Raw genomic sequence first — 20,605 nt, forward strand, 5'->3', positions numbered from 1 at the left:
TCAGCTTCGTCCGCCCCAGCGGACCGCCGCCGCGCCCGCGAAGTCGCCGGCGTGCGCGAAGGCGGCCATCATCACGATGTCACCGGCCTTGACCTGACCGTCCGATATCGCGCGATCCAAGTTGATCGGGATGCCGGCACCAAACAGGTTGCCGCACTCGTCAAAAGTATCGAGGTGTCTCGATTCGGGCACCTCCAACGCTTCGCGCCAGTTGCGCAAGAACACCCGGTTGGGCTGGTTGGTGACCAGCAGGTCGATGTCCTTGGGCGCAAGGCCGATTCGATCACAGACCGCCAGCGCTACCTCGGGGACCTGCCGATTTCCCCGCGCGAGCACCTTGGTGATCTTGGATTCGGTGAACCCGATGGAGGCCTCACCGGGGCCGGGCTGCCACCACTTGCGGGGCGGGTCGATGGCGAGCGTCATGTCGCCGGCGTATTCGCCGTAGGTGCGGCATTCGATGTCCAGGATCGGGGATTCGTCCGACAGCGTCACCAATCCGACGGCGGCGCCGTCGCCGGGGACCGAGGCCTGCGCCTTGCGGCGCACCCCGGGCTGGTCGAAGACCTGGCCGGCGGCGTTCTGGGCGATCGCGACCAGCGCGGTGCTGCCCTGTCCGGACGCGAGCAGTTGACGGGCCACGTTGAGACCCAGGACGAACGCCGCGCAGCCGCCGTTATGCAGATCCAGCACCGAACCCGGACGCATGCCCAACCGGTGCGCGATGCTGCCGCCCCCGCCATAGAACGGCATGTCGGGCATTTGCGCGTGGGTGATCAGCACGTCGACGTCGGCAATGACGTCGTGGCCGTGCCGTTCGATCAGCCCTTGGGCCGCCCGCTCGATCATGTCGGTCGCGGTTTCGTCCGGGCCGACGTGATGGCGGAACTTGGGCGCGCGGAACATCAGGTTGGCCGCCAGGTCATCCGAGCCGGCGAACTGTGCGTAGTAGTCGGCGCCGATCGGTTCGCCGGGCAGGTAGGTGGAGACGTCGGCCAGGCTGACGGTGGGTCGGTTCATGATGTGCTCATCCATTCCGGCGTGACGGGCAAGCCGTTGCGGTGGCGGTATTCGGCGATCGACTTGAGGTTGTTCAGTTCCAGCCCGTGGCCGGCCCCGAAGATGTCCCAGAAGTCGCCCACCCAGCCCGTGCGCTCCGGCGGGGCGGCCTCGGGATACGGATTGTGGTCGTAGAAGGGGTGGCGGCAATTGGTCCACAGCACAACGGAACCGGGCTTGCCGAGCACCACTTGCGCGTCGAGCACCCGCATCAGATAGATCATCCACAGGTGCTCGCCCTGGTCCCAGGCGCAGTGGTAGTCGACCGTGCGGGCCTGCGCGTTGGACACCGTGCGCGTGTAGATCTTGGTGTCCGGAAGCAACCGGTCGTAGGCCAACCAGAGCCCGGGCTCCTCCGTCGGGGTGAAGTCACGAAGGGTGTAGGTCCACTCCTCGAGGCTGCGGGTGTCGGCCAGGTATTCGAAGAGTTCGTCGGGTGGGCAGTCGACGTAGTCGTTGACCGTGCAGTACTGGCCGAAGACCTCGTCGTGCGGATAGACCGATCGCATCTTCGCCATGAACATCGGGGCGGTTTCCTCGAGCGGCGAGGTCTCGATGCGGAACACCCCCTCGATGGGCCGGGTGGTGCCGCTATGCACGGCGATGTCGTCAAGCGCTGCTACGGACATGGAATCGGTACTCCTTTTTGCGTTGTGATCTGTTGTTCGACCACGTGATTGGCGGGCTTTCTGTTGAGGAACGCTGCGAACGGCGGGATTTCGTCGGCGGCGCACTCGACGCTGACCACGGACGGGCCGTCGACGGCCATCGCCCGTTCAAGTGCAGCGGGAAGCGCGTCGAGGTCGGCCACGTCGACCGCAGACAGCCCGGGGAACATGCTCGCCAGACCGGCCGCCAGCCGGCTGGGAGCGAACCGGTTGTAGCTGTACAGGTCGTCGTAGAACAGCTGCTCGCGGGTGACGCACATGGCGTGGGCGTTGTTGTTGAACAGCACGAAAGTCACCGGTAGCCGGTACTGCACCGCGGTGTGCACCTCCATGCCGTGCATGAAGAACGCGCCGTCACCCGCGATCACCACGGTGCGACCGCCGGGGCGCCCGCTGTTGGCCCGTCCGAACGCCATCCCGATGCCGGCGCCGAAGCTGTAACCCATGCCCCCCATCCCGAGTGCCACCGCGAAGCGACCGTCCCGGCGAACGGGGAGGTGATGGATCGCGGCCGCGCCGGTGTTGCCGGCATCGACGACGATGTCGGTCCCGTCGGGCAACGCGCTGTCGAGCGCCACCATGGCGTCCCGGTAACGAACGCCCGTACCGGCGAAGGACGGTGGACGCAGTTCTGTGCCCGCAACGAAATCGGGCACGCGCAGCCCCCTTGCCCGCCCCCGCCCGGACAAGGCCCGGGTCAGCATCGCCAGCGATCCCCGCAGATTCTCGGTGTGCACATGCGTGCACGGCAGGTAGGGCGGGGCGGAGCCGAGCGAGACCATCCGCACCGCCGCGAGCGTGTCGTCGAGGCCGGCGCGAGCCGTCACCGACAGTCGGGTGCCGATTACCAGGCACACGGCGCTCGCGGCGATCGCGTCGGCCACACCGGGATGGCCCATCACACCCGTCACGCCGAGCGCCGAAGAGGAACCGAAACCCGGTGTGCCGGCGACATCTTTGGCGTCGGGCACGCATGCCACCCGGGCACGCAGCAGGGCGCGCAACTCCTCGAGTTCGGCCCGGGCGTCGTCGCGAGCCACTTGCTCGCCGGCGATGATGGTGACGGGCCCGCTCGCTCGCCGCAGGGCTCGCACGATCGCACGTGGATCGCCGATGCTCGCCCCTGGGTGCTCGCTGCCACGAGGGTCAGCACCGGCGTGGTCGGCGATCTCTACCTTGGCCTGTTGAATGTCTTTGGGCAGCAACAACACCGCCGGGCCGCCGGTGCGCGCGGCCGCGGTTGCACTGGGCAACGCCGAAAGGATGTCGGCGGGCGTCAGGACCCGCCGGCAAAAGACCGAGACCGCGGAGAACAACGCCTCGGCATTCAAGGAACCGTTGCAGCCGCTGGTGTCCTGGAAACTGCCCCGACCGTCCATCGTGGTGGCCGGCTGACCCACCAAGGCCAACACCGGCACCCGGCTGGCCAACGATTCCCCAAGGCCCGCAACGAGATTCAGCGCTCCTCCGCCGGATGTCGCCGCCACCACGCCCAAACCGGCGCCGCTGCGGCTGTACCCGTCGGCCATCGTAGCGGCCGAGAACTCGTGTTTTGCCAACACCGCGGTGATGTCCGAATTGAAATGTGCGGCGTCGTAAAGATCTTCGATATTGGCGCCGTCGACGCCGAATATGTAATCGCTGTCGATTCTCGCGAGGTATTCGACGATATGGTCGACCACCCTGTGTTGCCTGGGCATCTGCTCACCTAACTCATGTCGCTGCCAGTAACACGACCCCCAGGTGACTTCAGTTCACCCGAGACCGAACAATTCACAGTGAACGCTCCAAAAGGACCTCGCCGTCATCGACGGAAATCACTTGTACAGAAGCGATTTGATCTACACGTGTTGAAATACTGCCCGCGGGCACCGCCGTGTGGCCCGGATTCGCCACCCAGGTTGCCAACCGGGTGTGGCTGCCGTCACGAGCTATCACGACCATCGCCAGCGTGTCGTGATGGGCGTTCAGCGGGGCCAGGCAGACGCAGTTCATCGAGATCGACGTTCCCCACCGCTGGCTGCTCAGGGATACCGTCGAGGCCAGCTTGTCCGTTCCGACCTGGGCCATCGGCTGAACCGACTCGTTGGCCTGCGGCACCGGCGCGGTTGGCGAGGATTGACCGGCGAGGCCGACGAACACACCGATCGCCAGGACCGCGGCTGCGACGGTCCCGGCCGCCCAGGTCGCGACGCGCGCCCGGCGCCGTCGCCAGTCGACCTTGGCCAGCAGCGACGTCAGCAACTCATCGCTCGGCAGCGGTTCCGCGTCGCCGCCGTCGTGCTCGTCGATCGCGGTCATCTCGCCGCGACCCAGTTGCGACAGGAGGGCCGGAACGCCGTTGAGCTCGCCAACGGCGCTGCGGCACAACGGGCAGTAGCCCAGGTGCGCTTCGAACTCGCGCCGTTGCGCCGACGACAGCGATCCCAGCACGTATGCGGCATCCCACATCTCGTACTCGTCATGCCCGGGCGGGTGACCGACTGTCGGCGTCCCGGGCCGCCAAAGCGGCATCATCCTATTACTCCCCGTTTCCTGGGATATCATGGTATTAAAGCTCTTTCAGAGATTTCGGAGATTCCTCAGCCGCCCTGAATGGCGGGCAGGGCGTCACCGCAACGACGGTCAGCCGCCGGTCCGGGGCTCCGACTTTCGTTGCGGGCGGTGGAGCGCCCTCATCAACTCAAATCCTCCATGCTGATGAAACGAGCGAAGCGCCTGTTCGGTTCATTCAGCGCACACCGGCCGCGGTTTGCTGAGCGGCAGGGTGCGGGGTTGCCGTCAGGAGCCGCCGAGCCAGCTGTGGAACCGACGATCCGGGTCGTAGGCCGAGCGCACCTGGTCGAGTCGTGCCATGTTCGACTCGGCAATGTATCGCGACGGACGCCGGCACAGATTTTCGTCGGCGAGCGAGCTGCCGGTCGCCAAGTGCGACATCGCCGCCATGTTGGACGCGGCCCAGTCGCGGTACCGGTCGTCGTCGGCCGGATCCTGCCAGATGGTGTAGAGCGCCATGTAGACCTCGTCTTCGACGCCGTACACCATGTCCGCGCGCGCCGGGTCGGTCTTCCAGCCCGTGAAGATGAAGTGCGAGGGATGCGGCGGCATGGTCTCGATGATCTTGCGGATGCCCGGCCGCAGCGCTTCGGCGGAGGCCGACGTGAACATGTTGTCGGCGATGTAGCGGTGCCCCTTCGGGTAGCTGGTCATCACGGCGGTGTACCAATTGGCCAACGTTGCCGGAGCATACGGGAGGCTGACGATCGCCTTGTCGATGACCGGGCAACTCCCGAGCGGAGCAAGGGCTTTCATCGCCTCCTCCTCCGAGTCGGCGAATACCGGCGAGGCGATCGTGATGCCGGGTTGGTCCAGACCGGCTCCGGGAAAGCTGCGCCCGGTGTGGATCTGCAGTTCGACGCGGTCGTCGATCTCGGGAATGAGGGAACGTCCCCAGGCGAACACTTCGTCGGCGACCTCGATCGGATACATGTACAGGCAGGTGCCCCAGACCGCGGGACGTGGGTGAACCCGCAGCTTGAACGAGGTGACCACGCCGAAGAAACCCGGTCCGGCCCCGCGGGCCGCCCAGTACAGGTCCGGATGGTTTTCGGGGTCGCAGTAGATCAGTTCGCCGTCGGCGGTCACCACTTCCAGTCCAAGCACGCTCTCGCAGGCCGGCCCCAGCACCGGGCTGTTCCAGCCGTATCCGCCCTGTAACAGATAGCCGCCGAGGCAGATTCCCTCGCAGTGGCCGGCGGGAAAGAACAGCCCTTGCGCGTCCAGTTCGGTCGCGAACACGCTGGCGACCTTGCCTGGGCCGACGTCCGCGGTCATCCGGTCCGGTTCGACGGCGCAATGATCGAGGCGGCTGACGTCGAGCAGCAGGCCGCCGTCGCGCAGGTGGCTGGCCGTCCAGCTGTGACCGCCCGAACGTATGCCGACCTGATATCCGTTCCTCCGCGCATAACGGACCGCTGCGACCACGTCGTCGGCGTCGTACGCCTGCACGATGATGTCGGGAAAGCGTTCCGGCACAAGCCCGTTCCACACCGTCTCCCGACGCGCCCGTTCGTAACCGTCCGCGCCACGGGGGAAGGCCTTTGCGGTGGAAAGTAAAATCATTGTGCCCCTCTGGTTTTCTGGCCTGATGTCACGAGATCCGCTGACACATCGGCAAGCGGCTCGCGGGTGGATGAACCAATCCGCTTCAGGTAGGACGCGACTTCGGCGGCCAGTGGCGTCGAGTTCATGCGGATCGCCCGCAGCGGACCATTGGGCGGAATGCCGTAGCCGATCGCGAACATTCCGTCGCCGACGTGCGAGGCAAAGCCGCCGCGGGGGTGGCCGTGCCCGTCGAGGACGCCGAGATGGCCGACCAAGCCGTCGAGATCCGTGCCGAACCCGGTGGCGGCGATGATCACCTGCGGCGCCACGGACGTGCCGTCGGCCAGGACCACGCCGCCGGCCGAGAGTGCCTGGACGGCGCCGACGACCTCGACGCGCCCGATCCGCACCTGGCCGACGAGTTCGTCGGCCAGCGTGGGGATGCGGCCCCGCGTCTCCACCGTCGCCTTCAGCCCGAGCGTCGGCCGGTCGAAGCCGTAGGCCGACAGGTCACCGAACATCACCCGGTTCATCCGCGCGATCACCGGATCGACCACGCGCGCGGGAACTCTCGAGAACAGTTCGAGGAAGATATCCGAGGGAAACGGCCCGATGGCCCGCCGCACCAGGTGCGGCGGTGTGCGCACCGCGAGCCAGATCCGTCGCGCGCCGTCGTTGGCGAGCTGAACGGCGATGTCGGCGGCCGAATTGCCCGCGCCGACGACCAGCACGTCACGGCCGCGGTAGGGCCAGGCATTGGTGAAGTCGCCGGAATGAACGATCTCGCCGCTGAAGCGGCCGAGCCCGGGCCAGGCGGGGATGGTGGGCGCACCGTAGTTGCCCGTCGCGAGGACGATTGCCGGGGTTCGGATCTCACCGGACGTTGTGTCGAGGCGCCAGGCTTCCCCGACCCGGTCGATGCGGTGGACCTCACATCCGAGCCTGATCGCGATGTTCTGCCGCGCGACGTAGCGGTCGAAATAGCGGACCATGTCCTCCTTGGTCGGCCAGCGGCCGGCGTTCCAGGGAATGCGCTGCCCTGGCAGGTGCGACAAGAAGCCGGTGGTGTTGAGCCGAAAGTTGTCGTAGCGCGTGCGCCACGACATCGCGGGGGCCGCCGCGCGGTCGACGACGAGCGCTTTGACGCCGTGCTGATGGTCGAGCTGGCGAGCGACGGCCAGGCCGGCGGGCCCCGCGCCGATGACAACGGTGTCCGGGCTGTGCCGGGTCTCTGCCGTCATCCGCGATCTCCCGTCGTGCGTTTTGGGTGCCGGGGACCTCGGGCCCCCAGAACTAGCACGATGCGGAACCGCTGGTGGTTCACCTGGGCGGATCGGGAGGGCCGCCGCGCGGGAAGGTGCGCTGCCCGTCACCTTGCGGACCCCGGGCCCCATTTACTAGGATATGCAAGTATCAGTTAAGGCGCGTCAACAACACTCGAGGGCCCCATGACCACACAGATCCCGCACTTCATCGGCGGGAAGCGCACCGCCGGCCAGTCCACCCGCACCGCCGACGTCTTCAACCCCAGCACCGGCGAGGTGCAGGCGACAGTGCCGATGGCCGGCAAGGCCGACGTCGACGCGGCGGTGGCCTCGGCCGTCGAGGCCCAAAAGGATTGGGCCGCATGGAATCCGCAGCGCCGCGCGCGGGTGATGATGCGCTTCATCGAGCTGGTCAACAAGAACATCGACGAGCTCTCCGAGCTGCTGTCCCTCGAGCACGGCAAGACGGTGCCCGACGCCAGGGGCGACGTCCAGCGCGGTATCGAGGTGATCGAGTTCGCCATCGGGATCCCGCACCTGCTCAAGGGCGAATACAGCGAGGGCGCCGGCCCCGGCATCGACGTCTACTCGCTGCGCCAGCCGCTGGGCGTGGTTGCCGGCATCACGCCGTTCAACTTCCCGGCGATGATCCCGCTATGGAAGGCCGGGCCGGCCCTGGCGTGCGGAAACGCCTTCGTGCTCAAGCCCAGCGAGCGCGATCCCTCGGTCCCGGTGCGGTTGGCCGAGCTGTTCTTGGAGGCGGGCCTGCCGCCGGGCGTCTTCCAGGTGGTGCACGGCGACAAGGAGGCCGTCGACGCCATCCTGCACCACCCCGACATCAAGGCCGTGGGTTTCGTCGGCAGCTCCGACATCGCGCACTACATCTACTCCACGGCCGCGGCCAACGACAAGCGGTCACAGTGCTTCGGCGGCGCCAAGAATCACATGATCGTCCTGCCCGACGCCGACCTCGACCAGGCCGTCGACGCGTTGATCGGCGCCGGGTACGGTAGCGCCGGCGAGCGCTGCATGGCGATCAGCGTCGCGGTGCCCGTCGGCGAGCAGACCGCGGACCGGTTGCGCGCCAGGCTGATCGAGCGGATCAGCAACCTGCGCGTCGGCCACAGCCTGGACCCCAAGGCCGACTACGGCCCGCTGGTCACCGAGGCCGCGCTGGCGCGGGTGCGCGACTACATCGGCCAGGGCGTCGAGGCGGGCGCCGAATTGGTCATCGACGGGCGCGAGCGGACCAGCGACGACCTGACTTTCGGGGACGCCAACCTCGAGGGCGGATTCTTCATCGGCCCCACCCTGTTCGACCATGTCACCCCCGAGATGTCGATCTACACCGACGAGATCTTCGGGCCGGTGCTGTGCATCGTGCGCGCCCACGACTACGAAGAGGCGCTGCGGCTGCCTTCGGAACACGAGTACGGGAACGGCGTGGCGATCTTCACCCGCGACGGCGACGCGGCCCGCGACTTCGTGTCCCGGGTGCAGGTGGGCATGGTGGGTGTGAACGTGCCGATCCCGGTGCCGGTGGCCTACCACACGTTCGGCGGCTGGAAGCGCTCCGGCTTCGGTGACCTCAACCAGCACGGCCCGGCGTCGATCCAGTTCTACACCAAGGTCAAGACCGTCACGTCGCGGTGGCCGTCCGGCATCAAGGATGGCGCCGAATTCGTCATCCCCACAATGAACTAGCCACCATGTTCACCCTGAACGACGACGAGCGGGTCATCACCGAGACGGCCGCCGCGTTCGCCGCCAAACGGATCTCCCCGCACGCGCTGGAATGGGATGCGGCCAAGCACTTTCCGACCGACGTACTGCGTGAGTCCGCCGAGCTGGGCATGGCGGCGATCTACTGTCACGAGGACGTCGGCGGCAGCGGGCTGCGCCGGCTCGACGGGGTCCGCATCTTCGAGCAGCTGGCCATCGCCGACCCGGTCACCGCGGCGTTCCTGTCCATCCACAACATGTGCGCGTGGATGATCGACAGCTTCGGCACCGACGAGCAACGCAAGTTCTGGGTGCCGCGGCTGGCGTCGATGGACGTCATCGCCAGCTACTGCCTCACCGAGCCGGGCGCCGGGTCGGACGCCGCCGCGTTGAGCACCCGCGCCGTCAAGCAGGGTGGCGACTACGTGCTCGACGGCGTCAAGCAGTTCATCTCCGGCGCCGGGGCCTCGGACGTCTACGTGGTGATGGCCAGGACCGGCGGCGAGGGGTCCCGGGGCATCTCCGCGTTCGTCGTCGAAAAGGGTACCGACGGCCTGAGTTTCGGTGCGCTCGAGGAGAAGATGGGCTGGCACGCCCAGCCCACCGCGCAGGTCATCCTCGACGGCGTGCGGGTGCCGGCCGACGCGATGCTCGGCGGCGCCGACGGCGAGGGCGCCGGCTTCGGCATCGCGATGAACGGCCTCAACGGCGGTCGGCTCAACATCGCGGCGTGCTCGCTGGGCGGCGCGCAATCCGCCTTCGACAAGGCGGGCGCCTACGTGCGCGAGCGGCAGGCCTTCGGCTCGCCCCTGCTCGACGAGCCGACCATCCGCTTCGCCCTGGCCGACATGGCCACCGGGCTGGAGACATCGCGAATGATGTTGTGGCGCGCCGCGAATGCGCTGGACGCCGACGACCCCGACAAGGTCGAGTTGTGCGCGATGGCCAAGCGCTACGTCACCGACACCTGCTTCGAGGTCGCGGACAAGGCGCTGCAACTGCACGGCGGCTACGGCTATCTGCGCGAGTACGGTCTGGAAAAGATCGTCCGCGACCTGCGGGTGCATCGAATCCTGGAAGGCACCAACGAAATCATGCGGGTGGTCATCGGCCGGGCCGAGGCCGGCCGCGTGCGGGCGAGCGCCTAGGAGGCTCAGTTGACGGCAATCGCGTTCCTGGGGTTGGGCAACATGGGCGGACCCATGTCCGTCAATCTGGTTGCCGCCGGCCACGCGGTGCGCGGGTACGACCCGGTACCCGCGGCAGCGGCCGCCGCCACCGCCGGCGGCGCCACGGTATCCGACAGCGCCGCCGACGCGGTGGCCGAGGCCGACGTCGTCATCACGATGCTGCCCAACGGCGACATCGTCAAACGCTGCTACGCCGAGGTACTGCCCGCCGCCCGAGACGGCGCGCTGTTCATCGACAGCTCGACGATCTCGGTCACCGACGCCCGCGAGATCCACGCGCTCGCGCAATCCCATGGGGTTTCACAGCTCGACGCGCCCGTCTCCGGCGGCGTGAAGGGCGCCGTCGCCGGGACGCTCGCGTTCATGGTGGGCGGCGACGAGTCGGCGCTGCAGCGCGCCCGACCGGTGCTGGAACCCATGGCGGGCAAGGTGATTCACTGCGGAGCGGCCGGATCGGGCCAGGCGGCCAAGGTGTGCAACAACATGGTGCTCGCGGTGCAGCAGATCGTGGTCGGCGAGGCGTTCGTGCTCGCCGAGAAACTGGGGCTGTCGGCGCAGTCCCTGTTCGACGTCATCACCGGCGCGACCGGAAATTGCTGGGCGGTACACACCAATTGCCCGGTCCCGGGACCGGTTCCGACGTCGCCGGCCAACAACGACTTCAAGCCTGGCTTTGCGACCGCGCTGATGAACAAAGACCTCGGCCTCGCGATGGATGCGGTGACCTCCACCGGTTCGGCGGCGCCGCTGGGCACGCACGCCGCGGAGATCTACGCCAAGTTCGCCGCCGACCACGCGGACAAGGACTTCAGCGCGGTGATCGAGGCGTTGCGCGGCGGCTCGGCGTGAGGGGCTTGCCTCACTGCACCTTTCGGCCCAGGAACGCCGCCAGCTGATCGGCGGGCGCGCGGTCGGCCGAACACGACTGCTCGTGGCCGAAGGGCCGGCCCGGCCCGCGGAACTCGTTGCGGACAAACGCGCGCACGGCGGCCAGCTGCTCGACCGCCAGCTCCGGGTCGAGATCGGTGGACTGGTGGGTGGCGAAGGCGAGATCCCACGCGTGGGTCAGCACGTCGGAGGTGCGCATCCCGACGAAGACCTGTCCGGGGACGTCCCCGAACGGCAGCTTGAACATGGTGGACATCCCGTCCGGCCCGGCGAAGATCTTCTGTGCGGCGTCGGCCGAAGCGCGGTGTGCCGCGACGACATCGTCGGGCCGGGCCGGGGGCTGATCGCCGCCCGACCATATCCCGACGCGCTCGTTGCCGCCGATGACATGGTCGATCAGGTCCCCGATCGTCCACTCCGAGCAGGGCGTCGGCGCGCCGTGCTGGTCGGGGTTGACGCGGGCAAGGACGCCGGCGAACGCCTCCTGGGCGCGCTGATGCGCAACTAATGGGTCCACTGTCCTGCCTTTCTCTCGTTTCAGTCTGAGAAGTCACCCGCGTTGCGCCGCAACGTCTCGATGGACGACACCAGCGCTTCGGATTCGGCTGCCTGGATCCCGATGTCGGCGAATACCTGCTCGTTGAGCATGACCGTAGCGTCCTCGACGGTCGAGCGTCCGAGATCGGTGATTTGCACCAGCGTCGTGCGCCCATCGGTCGGGTGCGGCACCCGCTGGACCAGCCCGTCGGCCTCCAGCCGGCGGATGGCGTGGGTCACGCTGGTGACGTGCACCTGCAGCCGGTCCGACGCCTTGGTGATCGGCAGCGCCCCGGTCCGGCTGAACGCCAGCAGCCGCAGCAACTCGAAGCGGGAGAAACTCAGGTCGTAGGGCCGCAGCGCGTTCTCCACCCTGGCCAACAGGATCTGGTGCGCGCGCATCACCGAGGTGACCGCGACCATGCCCTGCGACACGTCTCCCCACCCGGCGCGCTCCCAGTTGGCCCGCGCCGCGGCGATCGGATCGCGCTTGGAGCTTGATGCGGCCACGCCCCTTCTTACCGCATCTGCGGCCCAACCGTGGCCTTTCCTATCGCCGAGACCACCGCCAGCGTCGATGCGCGGTTGCCCACGGTAATCCGCGCGCCGCCGTCCGCGTAATGGCGGACCTGCAGGCCGCTACCCGCGAAAACCTCATGCCACGGCCCACCCCTCGAAGGCAGGTACATGAAGTTCGCGTGGGCGTCGGTGGTGTAGACGCCCAACGCACTCAGTCGCATCCGCAGATAGCGACGTTCCGCGTTGATCGCCTGAATCCGTTGCAGCAGTTGGTCTTCGGCCTCATACGAGGCGGCTACCGCGAGCAGGCTGGTGAGCGCGATCCCGAACGGCAGCTGCTGGGTCCACAGCGTGCCGGCCAGTTCCGGCGACGCCAGCCCATAACCGATCCGCAATCCCGCCAGCCCGTACGCCTTGGAGAACGTCCGCACCACCACGACGTTGGGAAAGCGCCCCAGCAACGCCGGGACGTCGATGCGGTGTTCGGGCGCGGCGAATTCGATGTACGCCTCGTCGAGCAGCACGACGGTGTCGCGCGGCACCCGGCACAGAAACCGGATGAGCTCAGCCGCGGGCTGCAGCGTGCCGGTCGGGTTGTGCGGGCGGCAGACCACCACCACGCGGGCGCCGGCGGCGGCGTCGGCCAGCCCGTCGAGGTCGTGGTGGCCGTCCGTATCGAGCGGCACGGTCAGCGAATTCAGCCGCGCCATCGAAGCGATGATCGGGTAGCCGTCGAAGGTCGGCGACGCCATCGCCACCACGTCACCCGGCGCGGTCAACGCCTGCAGGGCCTGCAGCGCCACGCCCGTCGCGCCCGCACCCAGCACCACCTGCTCGGCGGGCAGGCCGACGTGGCCGGCGATCACGCCGCGCAGCCGTTCGGGCAGGAACTCGGGGTACCGGTTGACCGCATAGATGGAGCGGATCAACGCCGAGCGCACCGCCGGAAGCGGTGGGAACGGATTCTCGTTGAGCGACAAGGCAAGCGGATCGATCGCGGTGGGGAACGCGTCGTCGATCTCGGCGGCGAACGGGCCGCGGACGGGTTGCATCAGCCTCGCCCGCCCCAGCGCACCGCCGCCGCGCCGGCGAAGTCGCCGGCGTGGGCGAAGGCCGCCATCAGCACCACATCGCCCGCCTTGGCCTGACCGGCGGAGATCGCACGGTCGAGGTTGACCGGGATCCCGGCGCCGAACAGATTGCCGCACTCCTCAAAGGTGTCGCGATGGCGCTCGGGGGGCAATTCGAGCGCGTCGCGCCAATTGCGCAGAAACACCCGGTTGGGCTGGTTGGTGACGAGCAGATCGATGTCCTTGGCGGACAAGCCGATTCGGTCGCAGACGGCGAACGCCACCTCGGGCACCTGCCGGTTGCCGCGGGCCAGCACCTTGGTGATCTTGCTCTCGGTGAAGCCGATGCTGCCCTCGCCGGGCCCTGCCTGCCACCACTTGCGGGGCGGGTCGAAGGACAGCGCCATCTCACCGGCGTATTCGCCGTAAGTGCGGCACTCGACGTCGAGGATGGGCGACTGGTCGGATAACGTCACCAGCGCCACCGCCGCCCCGTCGCCGGGCACCGCCGATTGCGCCTTGCGGCGAATCGTCGGCTGGTCGAAGAACTGCCCCGCGGCGTTTTGCGCGATGGCGATCAGCGCGGTGTGCCCCTCCCCCGACGACAGCAGATTGCGGGCCACGTTGAGCGCCAACACGAACGCGGCGCACCCGCCGTTGTTCAGGTCGAGCACCCAGGAGGGCCGCATGCCCAACCGGTGTGCGATGCCGCCCCCTTGGCCGTAGAACGCCATGTCCGGCACCTGGGTGTGGGTGATCAGCACGTCGGCGCCCTCGACGGCGTCGTGCCCGTGCCGCTCGATGAGCCCGTGGGCCGCGCGTTCGATCATGTCGATCGAACTTTCCTCCGGCGCGACGTGATGGCGAAACTTGGGGGCGCGGAACATGAGATGGTCACGCAGGTCGTCACTTTCGACGAATTGCTCGTAGTACTCGGCGCCGATCGGCGCACCGGGCAGATAGGTGGAGACGTCGATCAGGCTGACGCTCGGCTTGCTCATGTCACGCCATCCAATCCGGTGTCACCGGCAGGCCGTTGCGATGGCGATACTCGGCGATGGCCTTGAGGTTGTTCAGCTCCAGCAGGTGGCCGGCGCCGAACATGTCCCAGAAGTCGCCGACCCACACCGGCCGCTGCGGCGGTGCGGTCTCCGGGTAGGGGTTGTGGTCATAGAACGGGTGATGGCAATTGGTCCACAGCACAACGGAACCGGGCTTGTCGAAGACGACCTGCGCATCGACGACGCGCATCAGGTAGACCATCCACAGGTGCTTGCCCTGGTCCCACGCGCAGTGGTAGTCGACGGTGCGGGCCCGCTCGTTGGCGATGGTCCGCGTGTAGATCTCGGTCTCCGAACCGAGCCGGTCGTAGGCCAGCCACAGCCCGGGCTCGTCGGTAGGGGTGAAACCGCGCAGGCTGTAGGTCCACTCCTCGAGGCTGCGGGTGTCGGCCATGTAGTCGTACAGCTCGTCGGGCGGACAGTCGACGTAGGCGTTGACGGTGCAATATTCCCCGAAGACCTGGTCATGCGGATACACCGAACGCATCATGTCCATGATGATCGGGGTGGCCTTCTCCCGGGGACTGGTCTCGATGCGGGTCACGCCGTCGATGGGGGTGGGAATGTCCTCAAGCGCTGGTAGCGACATCGGTCCTGGCCTCCTTGGCGGTCGGAATCAAAAACGGTGCGAACGGCGGAATCTCCTCGGCGGCACATTCGACGCTGACGACGGCCGGGCCGTCGGCGGCGAGCGCCGCACGCAGCGCGGAAGACAGGCCGTCGAGGTCGGTCACGTCGGCGGACCTCAGGCCCGGGAACATCGCCGCCAGGCCCGCGCCCAGTCGACTGGAGCGGAATCGGTTGTAGCTGTACAGGTCGTCGTAGAACAGCTGCTCGCGGGTGACGCACATGGCGTGGGCGTTGTTGTTGAACAGCACGAAAGTCACCGGCAGCCGGTACTGCACCGCGGTGTGCACCTCCATGCCGTGCATGAAGAACGCGCCGTCACCCGCGATCACCACGGTGCGACCGCCGGGGCGCCCGCTGTTGGCCCGTCCGAACGCCATCCCGATGCCGGCGCCGAAGCTGTAACCCATGCCGCCCATCCCGAGCGCGACCGCGAACCTGCCGTCCCGCCGCGCCGGCAGGTAGTGCACGGCCGCCGCGCCGGTGTTGCCCGCGTCGACGACGATGTCCGCGCCGTCGGGCACGCAGCCGTCCAGCACCGCCATCGCATCGCGGTAGCGCACGCCCGGGCCCGCGAACGTCGGCGGCGACAACTCGGTGCGCCGGACCCTGTCGGGTACCCGCACCAGCGTCGGCCGTCCCGGCCCGGACAGGGCGCGGGTCAGCATGCGCAGTGAGGCGCGCAGGTCGTCGGTGTGCACGTGCGTGCACGCGACGTAGGGCTGCGCCGACCCGATCGAGACCGTCCGCACCGCGGCCAGGGCGTCGTCGAGGCCGGTGCGCGCGGTGACCGACAGGCGCGTGCCGACCACCAGGCACACGGCACTGTCGGCCACCGCCTCAATCACGCCCGGGTGGCCCATGACGCCGGTCACCCCGAGCGCGGATGACGAGCCCAGACCCGGGGTGCCGGCGACGTCCTTGGCGTCGGGCACGGTCGCCACCCGGGCCCGCAACACCGCCCGCAGCGCCTCCAGCTCGGCGCGGGCGTCGTCGCGGGCCACCTGCTCCCCGACGATGATGGTGACCGGGCCGTTCGCTTCGCGCAGGATCCCGGCGATCGGGTGGGGGTTCCCGATGGGCCGCAAATACTGCACGTCGTGCCCGTTGCGCTCGCAATCCAGGTAGCCCTGCTGAATGTCCTTGGGCAGCAACAACACTGCGGGACCACCGGTGCGCGCCGCGGCGATCGCCCTCGACAGCGCCGACGCGGCGTCAGCCGGGCGCAGCACCCGCTCGCACGACACCGACACCGCGGCGAACACCGCCCGCGCGTTCAGCGATCCGTTGTCGCCGCTGGTGTCCTGAAAGCTGCCCCGGCCGTCCATGGCGGTGGGCGTTTGGCCGACGAGGGCCAGCACCGGAACCCGGCTCGTCAGCGACTCCCCCAGGGCGGCAACGAGATTGAGCGCCCCGCCACCCGAGGTCGCCGCCACCACGCCCAGGCCGGATCCCAGGCCGGCCCCGCTGCGGCTGTACCCGTCGGCCATGGCCGCGGCGGAAAACTCGTGCTTTGCCAGCACCGCGGTGACCTCGGAGCGGAAGTGCGCGGCGTCGTACAGGTCTTCGATGTTGGCGCCATCGACGCCGAAGATGTGGTCGACGCCGACCGAGGCGAGTCGCTCGACAATGTGGTCGACGACCCGCTGCTTCCTGGGCATGCCTGTAACACGACGCGCGGGTAACTTCAGTTCACCGCGCGCCGTGTTTTACATCGCGCGCTGCAGCAGCACCTGACCGCTATCGGCCGAGACCACTTGCACGGCGGCAATCTGGTCGACCGGCGTGGAGATGCTGCCCGCGGGCGTCGCGGTGTGGCCGGGCTCGGCCGTCCACGTCGCCAGCCGGGTTTGGCTGCCGTCGCGACCGACCACCACCATCGCCAGCGTGTCGTGGTGGGCGTTCAGCGGGGCCAGGCAGACGCACTTGAGGTTGATCGACGTCCCCCAGTGCTGGCTGGACAGCTGCACCGTGGACGCCAGCAGGGTGGTGCCGATCTGCGCCATCGGTTGCGAGGACGCGGTCACCTGCTGCGCGGGCGACGAGGTGTATCCGTGCACACCGACCAGCACGCCGACCCCCAGCACCGCGGCCGCGGCGGACGAGGCGACCCAGGTGGCCACCCGGGTGCGGCGCCGGCGCCAGCGCACCGTCGCCAACAACGACGGCAGCAACTCCGGCGACATCTCGGGTGTCGCCGCGGCGCGGCCCGGTTCGTCGATCGCGGCGACTTCCGCGCGGTCGAGCTGCGACAGCAGGGCCGGCACGCCACTCAGATCGGCGACGGCCTCCCGGCATGCCGAGCAGTCGGCCAGGTGCGACTCGAACTCGCGGCGGTCGTTGGCCGACAACGACCCCAACACGTATGCGGCATCCCACATCGCGTAACGGTGGTCGTCCCCAGTAGTCAACCCAAACACCTCTTTGTCAAAGTGGTTGTCACCGGGCGGGCCGATGCCCCGTAGCGGCGTCCTCATCTCGTCCATCTCCTGTCACCCATCAAGTATTCGGAGCCGATGACCATGCGGATGGTCATCGCGTGACTCCAAGTTCCTGCAGAGTGAGCCGCAATGCCCGCACGGCATAGTGTAGTCGCGACTTCACTGTTCCTTCGGCGATCTCGAGGTCCGCAGCAATCTGCGCGGTGGTCCAACCGCGGTAGTAGGACCGTTCGATCACGGCCCGGTGCTCGACGGACAATTGCGTCATGGCCTCGGCTATCAGCAGCCGGTCCAGCGCCGCGTTGACCTCGTCGGGCGTCGACTGCTCGGGCGCCCCCTCCGCGTCCAGCGAACCGACGACGTTGCGGTACCTCGCGCTGCGCCGGTCGTCGATGATCATGTTGCGGGCGACGGTGAACAGCCACGCCCGCGCCGATCGCTCCGTGTCGCCGATGACCTCCGGATGCTGCCAGGCCCGCAACAGCGTCTCCTGGACGACGTCCTCGGCCTGGCTCGCGTCCCCCGTCAACCGGAGCGCGTAGCGCCACAGAACCGCGGCGTGCTCGTCGTAGAGCGCCTTCATGAGGGCGGCTTCGGCAGCCCCCGAAGCCCTCCACGTGCCTGCCACACGGGCCACTCGATCACCTCCGACTACTGAAACGAGTCGAACGGGCGCTCGGTTCAACGGCCACGACCCGCTACGCCCGGCTTCGCCGCGCTTGCGATCGTGGCCAGTTCAGGCGGCTAAGCAAGGGTCAGGATGCGCGGTCCTGCGTCGGTGACCGCGACGGTGTGCTCCCAGTGCGCGGCGCGCGACCCGTCGGCGGTGGTGACGGTCCAGGCGTCGTCGAGGACCAGCGTCTTGCTGGTTCCCAGCGTCAGCATCGGCTCGATGGCCAGCACCGAGCCGGGGGCCAGGAGCGGACCCCGCCCCGGGGAGCCCTCGTTGGGCAGGAACGGGTCCATGTGCATGTGCCGGCCGATGCCGTGGCCGCCGTAGCCCTCCACGATCCCGAACGCGATCCCGTAGCGGGACTGGGCGGCGCGCGTGCCCGTTTCGATGGCGTGCGCGACGTCGGTCAGCCGGCTGCCGGGAACCATCGCCGCGATGCCGGCCTCCAGCGATTCCCTGGTCGCGGCGCACAGCGCCTCGTCGGCGGCTTCCAGCGTCCCGACCCCGAACGTGATCGCGGCGTCGCCGTGCCAGCCGTCCAGCACCGCGCCGCAATCGATGGACACCAGGTCACCGGGCGCCAGAATCTCCGCGGCGGACGGGATGCCGTGCACCACCCGGTCGTTGACCGACGCGCAGATCGACGCCGGGTAACCGTGATAGCCCAGGAAGGACGGAACGGCCCCGGCCTCGCGGATCACCGACTCGGCGATCTCGTCGAGGCCCAGGGTGGATGCCCCCTCGACCGCGGCCGCGTGGACCGCCTGCAGGGCGGATGCCACCACCGCGCCGGCCGCGGCCATCGCGTCGAGTTCGCCGGGGCTGCGCTGCGGCACGACCCTGCGACTGCGCAGCCGGGCCAGCGCGCTCATGATTACTTGCCCAGCGCTTGCAGCGCGCGGGCGAACACCTCGTCCATGGAGCCGACCGCGTCGACCGTCTTCAATTCGTCGCGGTAGTACTCCAGCAGCGGCGCCGTCTCGTCGCGGTAGATCTTCATCCGGTTGATGATCACGTCGTCGGTGTCGTCGGCGCGGCCGCGCGCCTTGAGCCGTTGCAGCAATTCGTCCTGCGAGACGCGAAACTCGATCACCGCGTCGATGTCGGTGCCGCGGCGTCCGAGCATCTCGTGCAGCGCCTTGGCCTGCTCGAGCGAGCGCGGGTAGCCGTCCAGGATGAACCCGTTGGCGGCGTCGGGATCGTCCAGGCGATCGTCGACCAGCTGGTTGGTCAAATCGGATGGCACCAGGTCACCGGCGTCCAGGTAGCGCTTGGCCTCCAGGCCGAGTTTGGTCCCGTTCTCGATGTTGTCGCGGAACAGCTCCCCGGTGGAGATTTGCGGGATCCCCAGCTTCTCGGCGAGCTTTTGGGCCTGCGTACCCTTGCCCGCCCCGGGCGGTCCCAGCAAAACCACTCTCACTTGAGGAACCCTTCGTAGTTGCGCTGCATGAGCTGGCTCTCGATTTGTTTGACCGTATCCAAACCGACACCAATCATGATCAAAACCGCAGTACCGCCGAACGGCAAATTCTGGACCGCTCCGCCATTGCCGATCTGTAGGAACAGGTTGGGCAATACCGAGATCGCGCCCAGGTAGATCGAGCCCGGCAGGGTGATTCTGCTCAGCACATAACGCAGGTAATCGGCGGTCGGCTTGCCCGGCCGGATGCCGGGAATGAACCCGCCGAATTTCTTCATTTCGTCGGCACGCTCGTCGGGGTTGAACGTGATCGACACGTAGAAGTACGTGAAGAAGATGATCAGGCCGAAGTAGATGCTGATGTAGACGGGGTCGCTCGGGTCGGACAGATAGCTGCCGACGAACTTGTCCCACCAGCTGTTGCCCACACCGCCGCTGCCGCTCCGGATCAGCTGGGTGATCAGGTGCGGGATGTAGATCAGCGAGGACGCGAAGATGACCGGGATGACGCCGGCCTGGTTGACCTTGAGCGGCAGATAGGTCGAGGTTCCGCCGTACATGCGCCGGCCCACCATGCGCTTGGCGTATTGCACCGGGATGCGGCGCTGGCCCTGCTCGACGAACACCACGCCGACGATGATGATCAGCGCGGCGAGGCAGACCGCGCCGAAGATGATGCCGCCACGGCTGTCCAGGATGGTCTTGCCTTCGGCGGGGATGCGCGCCGCGATCCCGACGAAGATCAGCAGGGACATGCCGTTACCGATGCCGCGCTCGGTGATCAGCTCGCCCATCCACATCACCAGCGCCGCACCGCCCGTCATCACCAGCACGATGACGACCAGGGTGAAGATGCTCTGGTCGGCGATGATGTCCAGCGAGCAGCCCTGCAGCAGCCCGCCGTTGGCGGCCAGCGCCACGATGCTGGTGGCCTGTAGGACGGCCAGTGCGATCGCCAGATAGCGCGTGTACTGGGTCATCTTGGCCTGGCCGGACTGGCCTTCCTTGCGCAACTCCTCGAAGCGCGGGATGACCACGGTCAGCAGCTGCACGATGATGCTGGCGGTGATGTAGGGCATCACCCCCACCGCAAACACCGTGAGCTTGAGCAGCGCGCCGCCGGAGAACAGGTTGATCAGCGAATAGATCTGCCCCGCCTCGCCGCCGCTGGCCTCCTTGATGCACTGCTGCACATTCGGGTAGTTGACCCCGGGCGACGGCAAAGCGGCACCGACTCGGTAGAGGACGACGATGCCAAGCGTGAAGAGGATCTTCCGTCTCAGATCGACTGTCCGCAGCGATGAGATGAAAGCCGAAAGCACTCTTCCTCCTGCGTCCTGCGTCACGCGCCTAACACCCGC

20 protein-coding genes are annotated in these 20,605 nt (G+C 68.0%); 3 read left to right on the plus strand and 17 right to left on the minus strand.

Translation table 11 applies throughout. The features are described 5' to 3' along the window. The 6 genes from A5787_RS05750 to A5787_RS05775 all read right to left on the minus strand — a co-directional run bounded on the left by A5787_RS05750 (position 1) and on the right by A5787_RS05775 (position 7,072). Positions 1–1,020 carry a 3-oxoacyl-ACP synthase III family protein gene (locus A5787_RS05750; protein WP_066962876.1) on the minus strand — a complete coding sequence of 340 codons (1,020 nt, stop codon included), beginning with the start codon at positions 1,018–1,020 and terminating at the stop codon, positions 1–3. Then, complete coding sequence (locus A5787_RS05755; protein ID WP_066962879.1) at positions 1,017–1,688, minus strand: hypothetical protein; 672 nt, start codon at positions 1,686–1,688, stop codon at positions 1,017–1,019. Before A5787_RS05755 ends, A5787_RS05750 begins: the two co-directional genes overlap by 4 nt. Continuing rightward, positions 1,679–3,427, minus strand: coding sequence for a thiamine pyrophosphate-binding protein (locus A5787_RS05760; RefSeq protein ID WP_066962882.1), 1,749 nt, complete (start codon positions 3,425–3,427; stop codon positions 1,679–1,681). The genes A5787_RS05755 and A5787_RS05760 overlap by 10 nt, the downstream gene beginning before the upstream one ends. A 73-nt stretch (positions 3,428–3,500) precedes the next feature. Then, entirely contained in the window at positions 3,501–4,244 is a 744-nt protein-coding gene (locus A5787_RS05765; RefSeq protein WP_066962884.1) for an anti-sigma factor, read from the minus strand. A 264-nt stretch (positions 4,245–4,508) separates the two neighbouring features. After that, complete coding sequence (locus A5787_RS05770) at positions 4,509–5,849, minus strand: FAD-binding oxidoreductase (RefSeq protein WP_066962887.1); 1,341 nt, start codon at positions 5,847–5,849, stop codon at positions 4,509–4,511. Continuing rightward, positions 5,846–7,072, minus strand: coding sequence for an NAD(P)/FAD-dependent oxidoreductase (locus A5787_RS05775; protein WP_066962890.1), 1,227 nt, complete (start codon positions 7,070–7,072; stop codon positions 5,846–5,848). The genes A5787_RS05770 and A5787_RS05775 overlap by 4 nt, the downstream gene beginning before the upstream one ends. A gap of 207 nt (positions 7,073–7,279) precedes the next feature. Between A5787_RS05775 and A5787_RS05780 the strand changes: the two genes are divergently transcribed. Genes A5787_RS05780 through mmsB form a run of 3 tightly spaced genes read left to right on the plus strand, consistent with a single transcriptional unit; the run spans position 7,280 to position 10,857 of the window. After that, positions 7,280–8,800: a CoA-acylating methylmalonate-semialdehyde dehydrogenase gene (locus tag A5787_RS05780; RefSeq protein WP_066962893.1), complete on the plus strand. Its 1,521-nt coding sequence runs from the start codon at positions 7,280–7,282 to the stop codon at positions 8,798–8,800. Positions 8,801–8,805: 5 nt separating this feature from the next. Beyond that, positions 8,806–9,966 (plus strand): isobutyryl-CoA dehydrogenase, encoded by a 1,161-nt coding sequence (locus A5787_RS05785; protein WP_066962896.1) that lies wholly within the window; start codon positions 8,806–8,808, stop codon positions 9,964–9,966. Positions 9,967–9,975: 9 nt separating this feature from the next. Further along, positions 9,976–10,857, plus strand: coding sequence for a 3-hydroxyisobutyrate dehydrogenase (mmsB, locus tag A5787_RS05790; RefSeq protein ID WP_082977087.1), 882 nt, complete (start codon positions 9,976–9,978; stop codon positions 10,855–10,857). Between the two features lie 10 nt (positions 10,858–10,867). On the opposite strand, the gene A5787_RS05795 is transcribed toward mmsB, so the two are convergent. From A5787_RS05795 to secY, 11 genes are all read right to left on the minus strand, one after another. Next, positions 10,868–11,413 (minus strand): TIGR03086 family metal-binding protein, encoded by a 546-nt coding sequence (locus A5787_RS05795; protein WP_066962899.1) that lies wholly within the window; start codon positions 11,411–11,413, stop codon positions 10,868–10,870. Between the two features lie 20 nt (positions 11,414–11,433). Continuing rightward, positions 11,434–11,943: a MarR family winged helix-turn-helix transcriptional regulator gene (locus A5787_RS05800; RefSeq protein WP_066962902.1), complete on the minus strand. Its 510-nt coding sequence runs from the start codon at positions 11,941–11,943 to the stop codon at positions 11,434–11,436. 8 nt (positions 11,944–11,951) lie between these two features. Continuing rightward, positions 11,952–13,004 (minus strand): histidinol-phosphate transaminase, encoded by a 1,053-nt coding sequence (locus A5787_RS05805; protein ID WP_066962904.1) that lies wholly within the window; start codon positions 13,002–13,004, stop codon positions 11,952–11,954. After that, positions 13,004–14,023 carry a 3-oxoacyl-ACP synthase III family protein gene (locus tag A5787_RS05810; RefSeq protein ID WP_066962907.1) on the minus strand — a complete coding sequence of 340 codons (1,020 nt, stop codon included), beginning with the start codon at positions 14,021–14,023 and terminating at the stop codon, positions 13,004–13,006. Before A5787_RS05810 ends, A5787_RS05805 begins: the two co-directional genes overlap by 1 nt. A gap of 1 nt (position 14,024) precedes the next feature. Continuing rightward, positions 14,025–14,672: a hypothetical protein gene (locus A5787_RS05815; protein WP_066962910.1), complete on the minus strand. Its 648-nt coding sequence runs from the start codon at positions 14,670–14,672 to the stop codon at positions 14,025–14,027. Continuing rightward, positions 14,653–16,371, minus strand: coding sequence for a thiamine pyrophosphate-binding protein (locus A5787_RS05820; protein WP_066962914.1), 1,719 nt, complete (start codon positions 16,369–16,371; stop codon positions 14,653–14,655). The genes A5787_RS05815 and A5787_RS05820 overlap by 20 nt, the downstream gene beginning before the upstream one ends. Before the next feature lie 48 nt (positions 16,372–16,419). Then, entirely contained in the window at positions 16,420–17,196 is a 777-nt protein-coding gene (locus A5787_RS05825) for an anti-sigma factor (RefSeq protein WP_066962917.1), read from the minus strand. A 46-nt stretch (positions 17,197–17,242) separates the two neighbouring features. After that, positions 17,243–17,788, minus strand: coding sequence for a sigma-70 family RNA polymerase sigma factor (locus tag A5787_RS05830; RefSeq protein WP_082977088.1), 546 nt, complete (start codon positions 17,786–17,788; stop codon positions 17,243–17,245). 107 nt (positions 17,789–17,895) lie between these two features. Next, positions 17,896–18,696, minus strand: coding sequence for a type I methionyl aminopeptidase (gene map, locus A5787_RS05835; RefSeq protein ID WP_066962922.1), 801 nt, complete (start codon positions 18,694–18,696; stop codon positions 17,896–17,898). A gap of 2 nt (positions 18,697–18,698) precedes the next feature. Next, the gene (locus tag A5787_RS05840) at positions 18,699–19,244 is read right to left on the minus strand and encodes an adenylate kinase (protein WP_066962925.1); all 546 of its coding nucleotides are present in this window, start codon (positions 19,242–19,244) and stop codon (positions 18,699–18,701) included. Continuing rightward, the gene (secY, locus tag A5787_RS05845; protein WP_066962928.1) at positions 19,241–20,566 is read right to left on the minus strand and encodes a preprotein translocase subunit SecY; all 1,326 of its coding nucleotides are present in this window, start codon (positions 20,564–20,566) and stop codon (positions 19,241–19,243) included. The genes A5787_RS05840 and secY overlap by 4 nt, the downstream gene beginning before the upstream one ends. Positions 20,567–20,605 lie beyond the last annotated feature (39 nt).

Origin of the sequence: Mycobacterium sp. 852002-50816_SCH5313054-b (assembly GCF_001667185.1) — a bacterium.
GTDB lineage: Bacteria > Actinomycetota > Actinomycetes > Mycobacteriales > Mycobacteriaceae > Mycobacterium.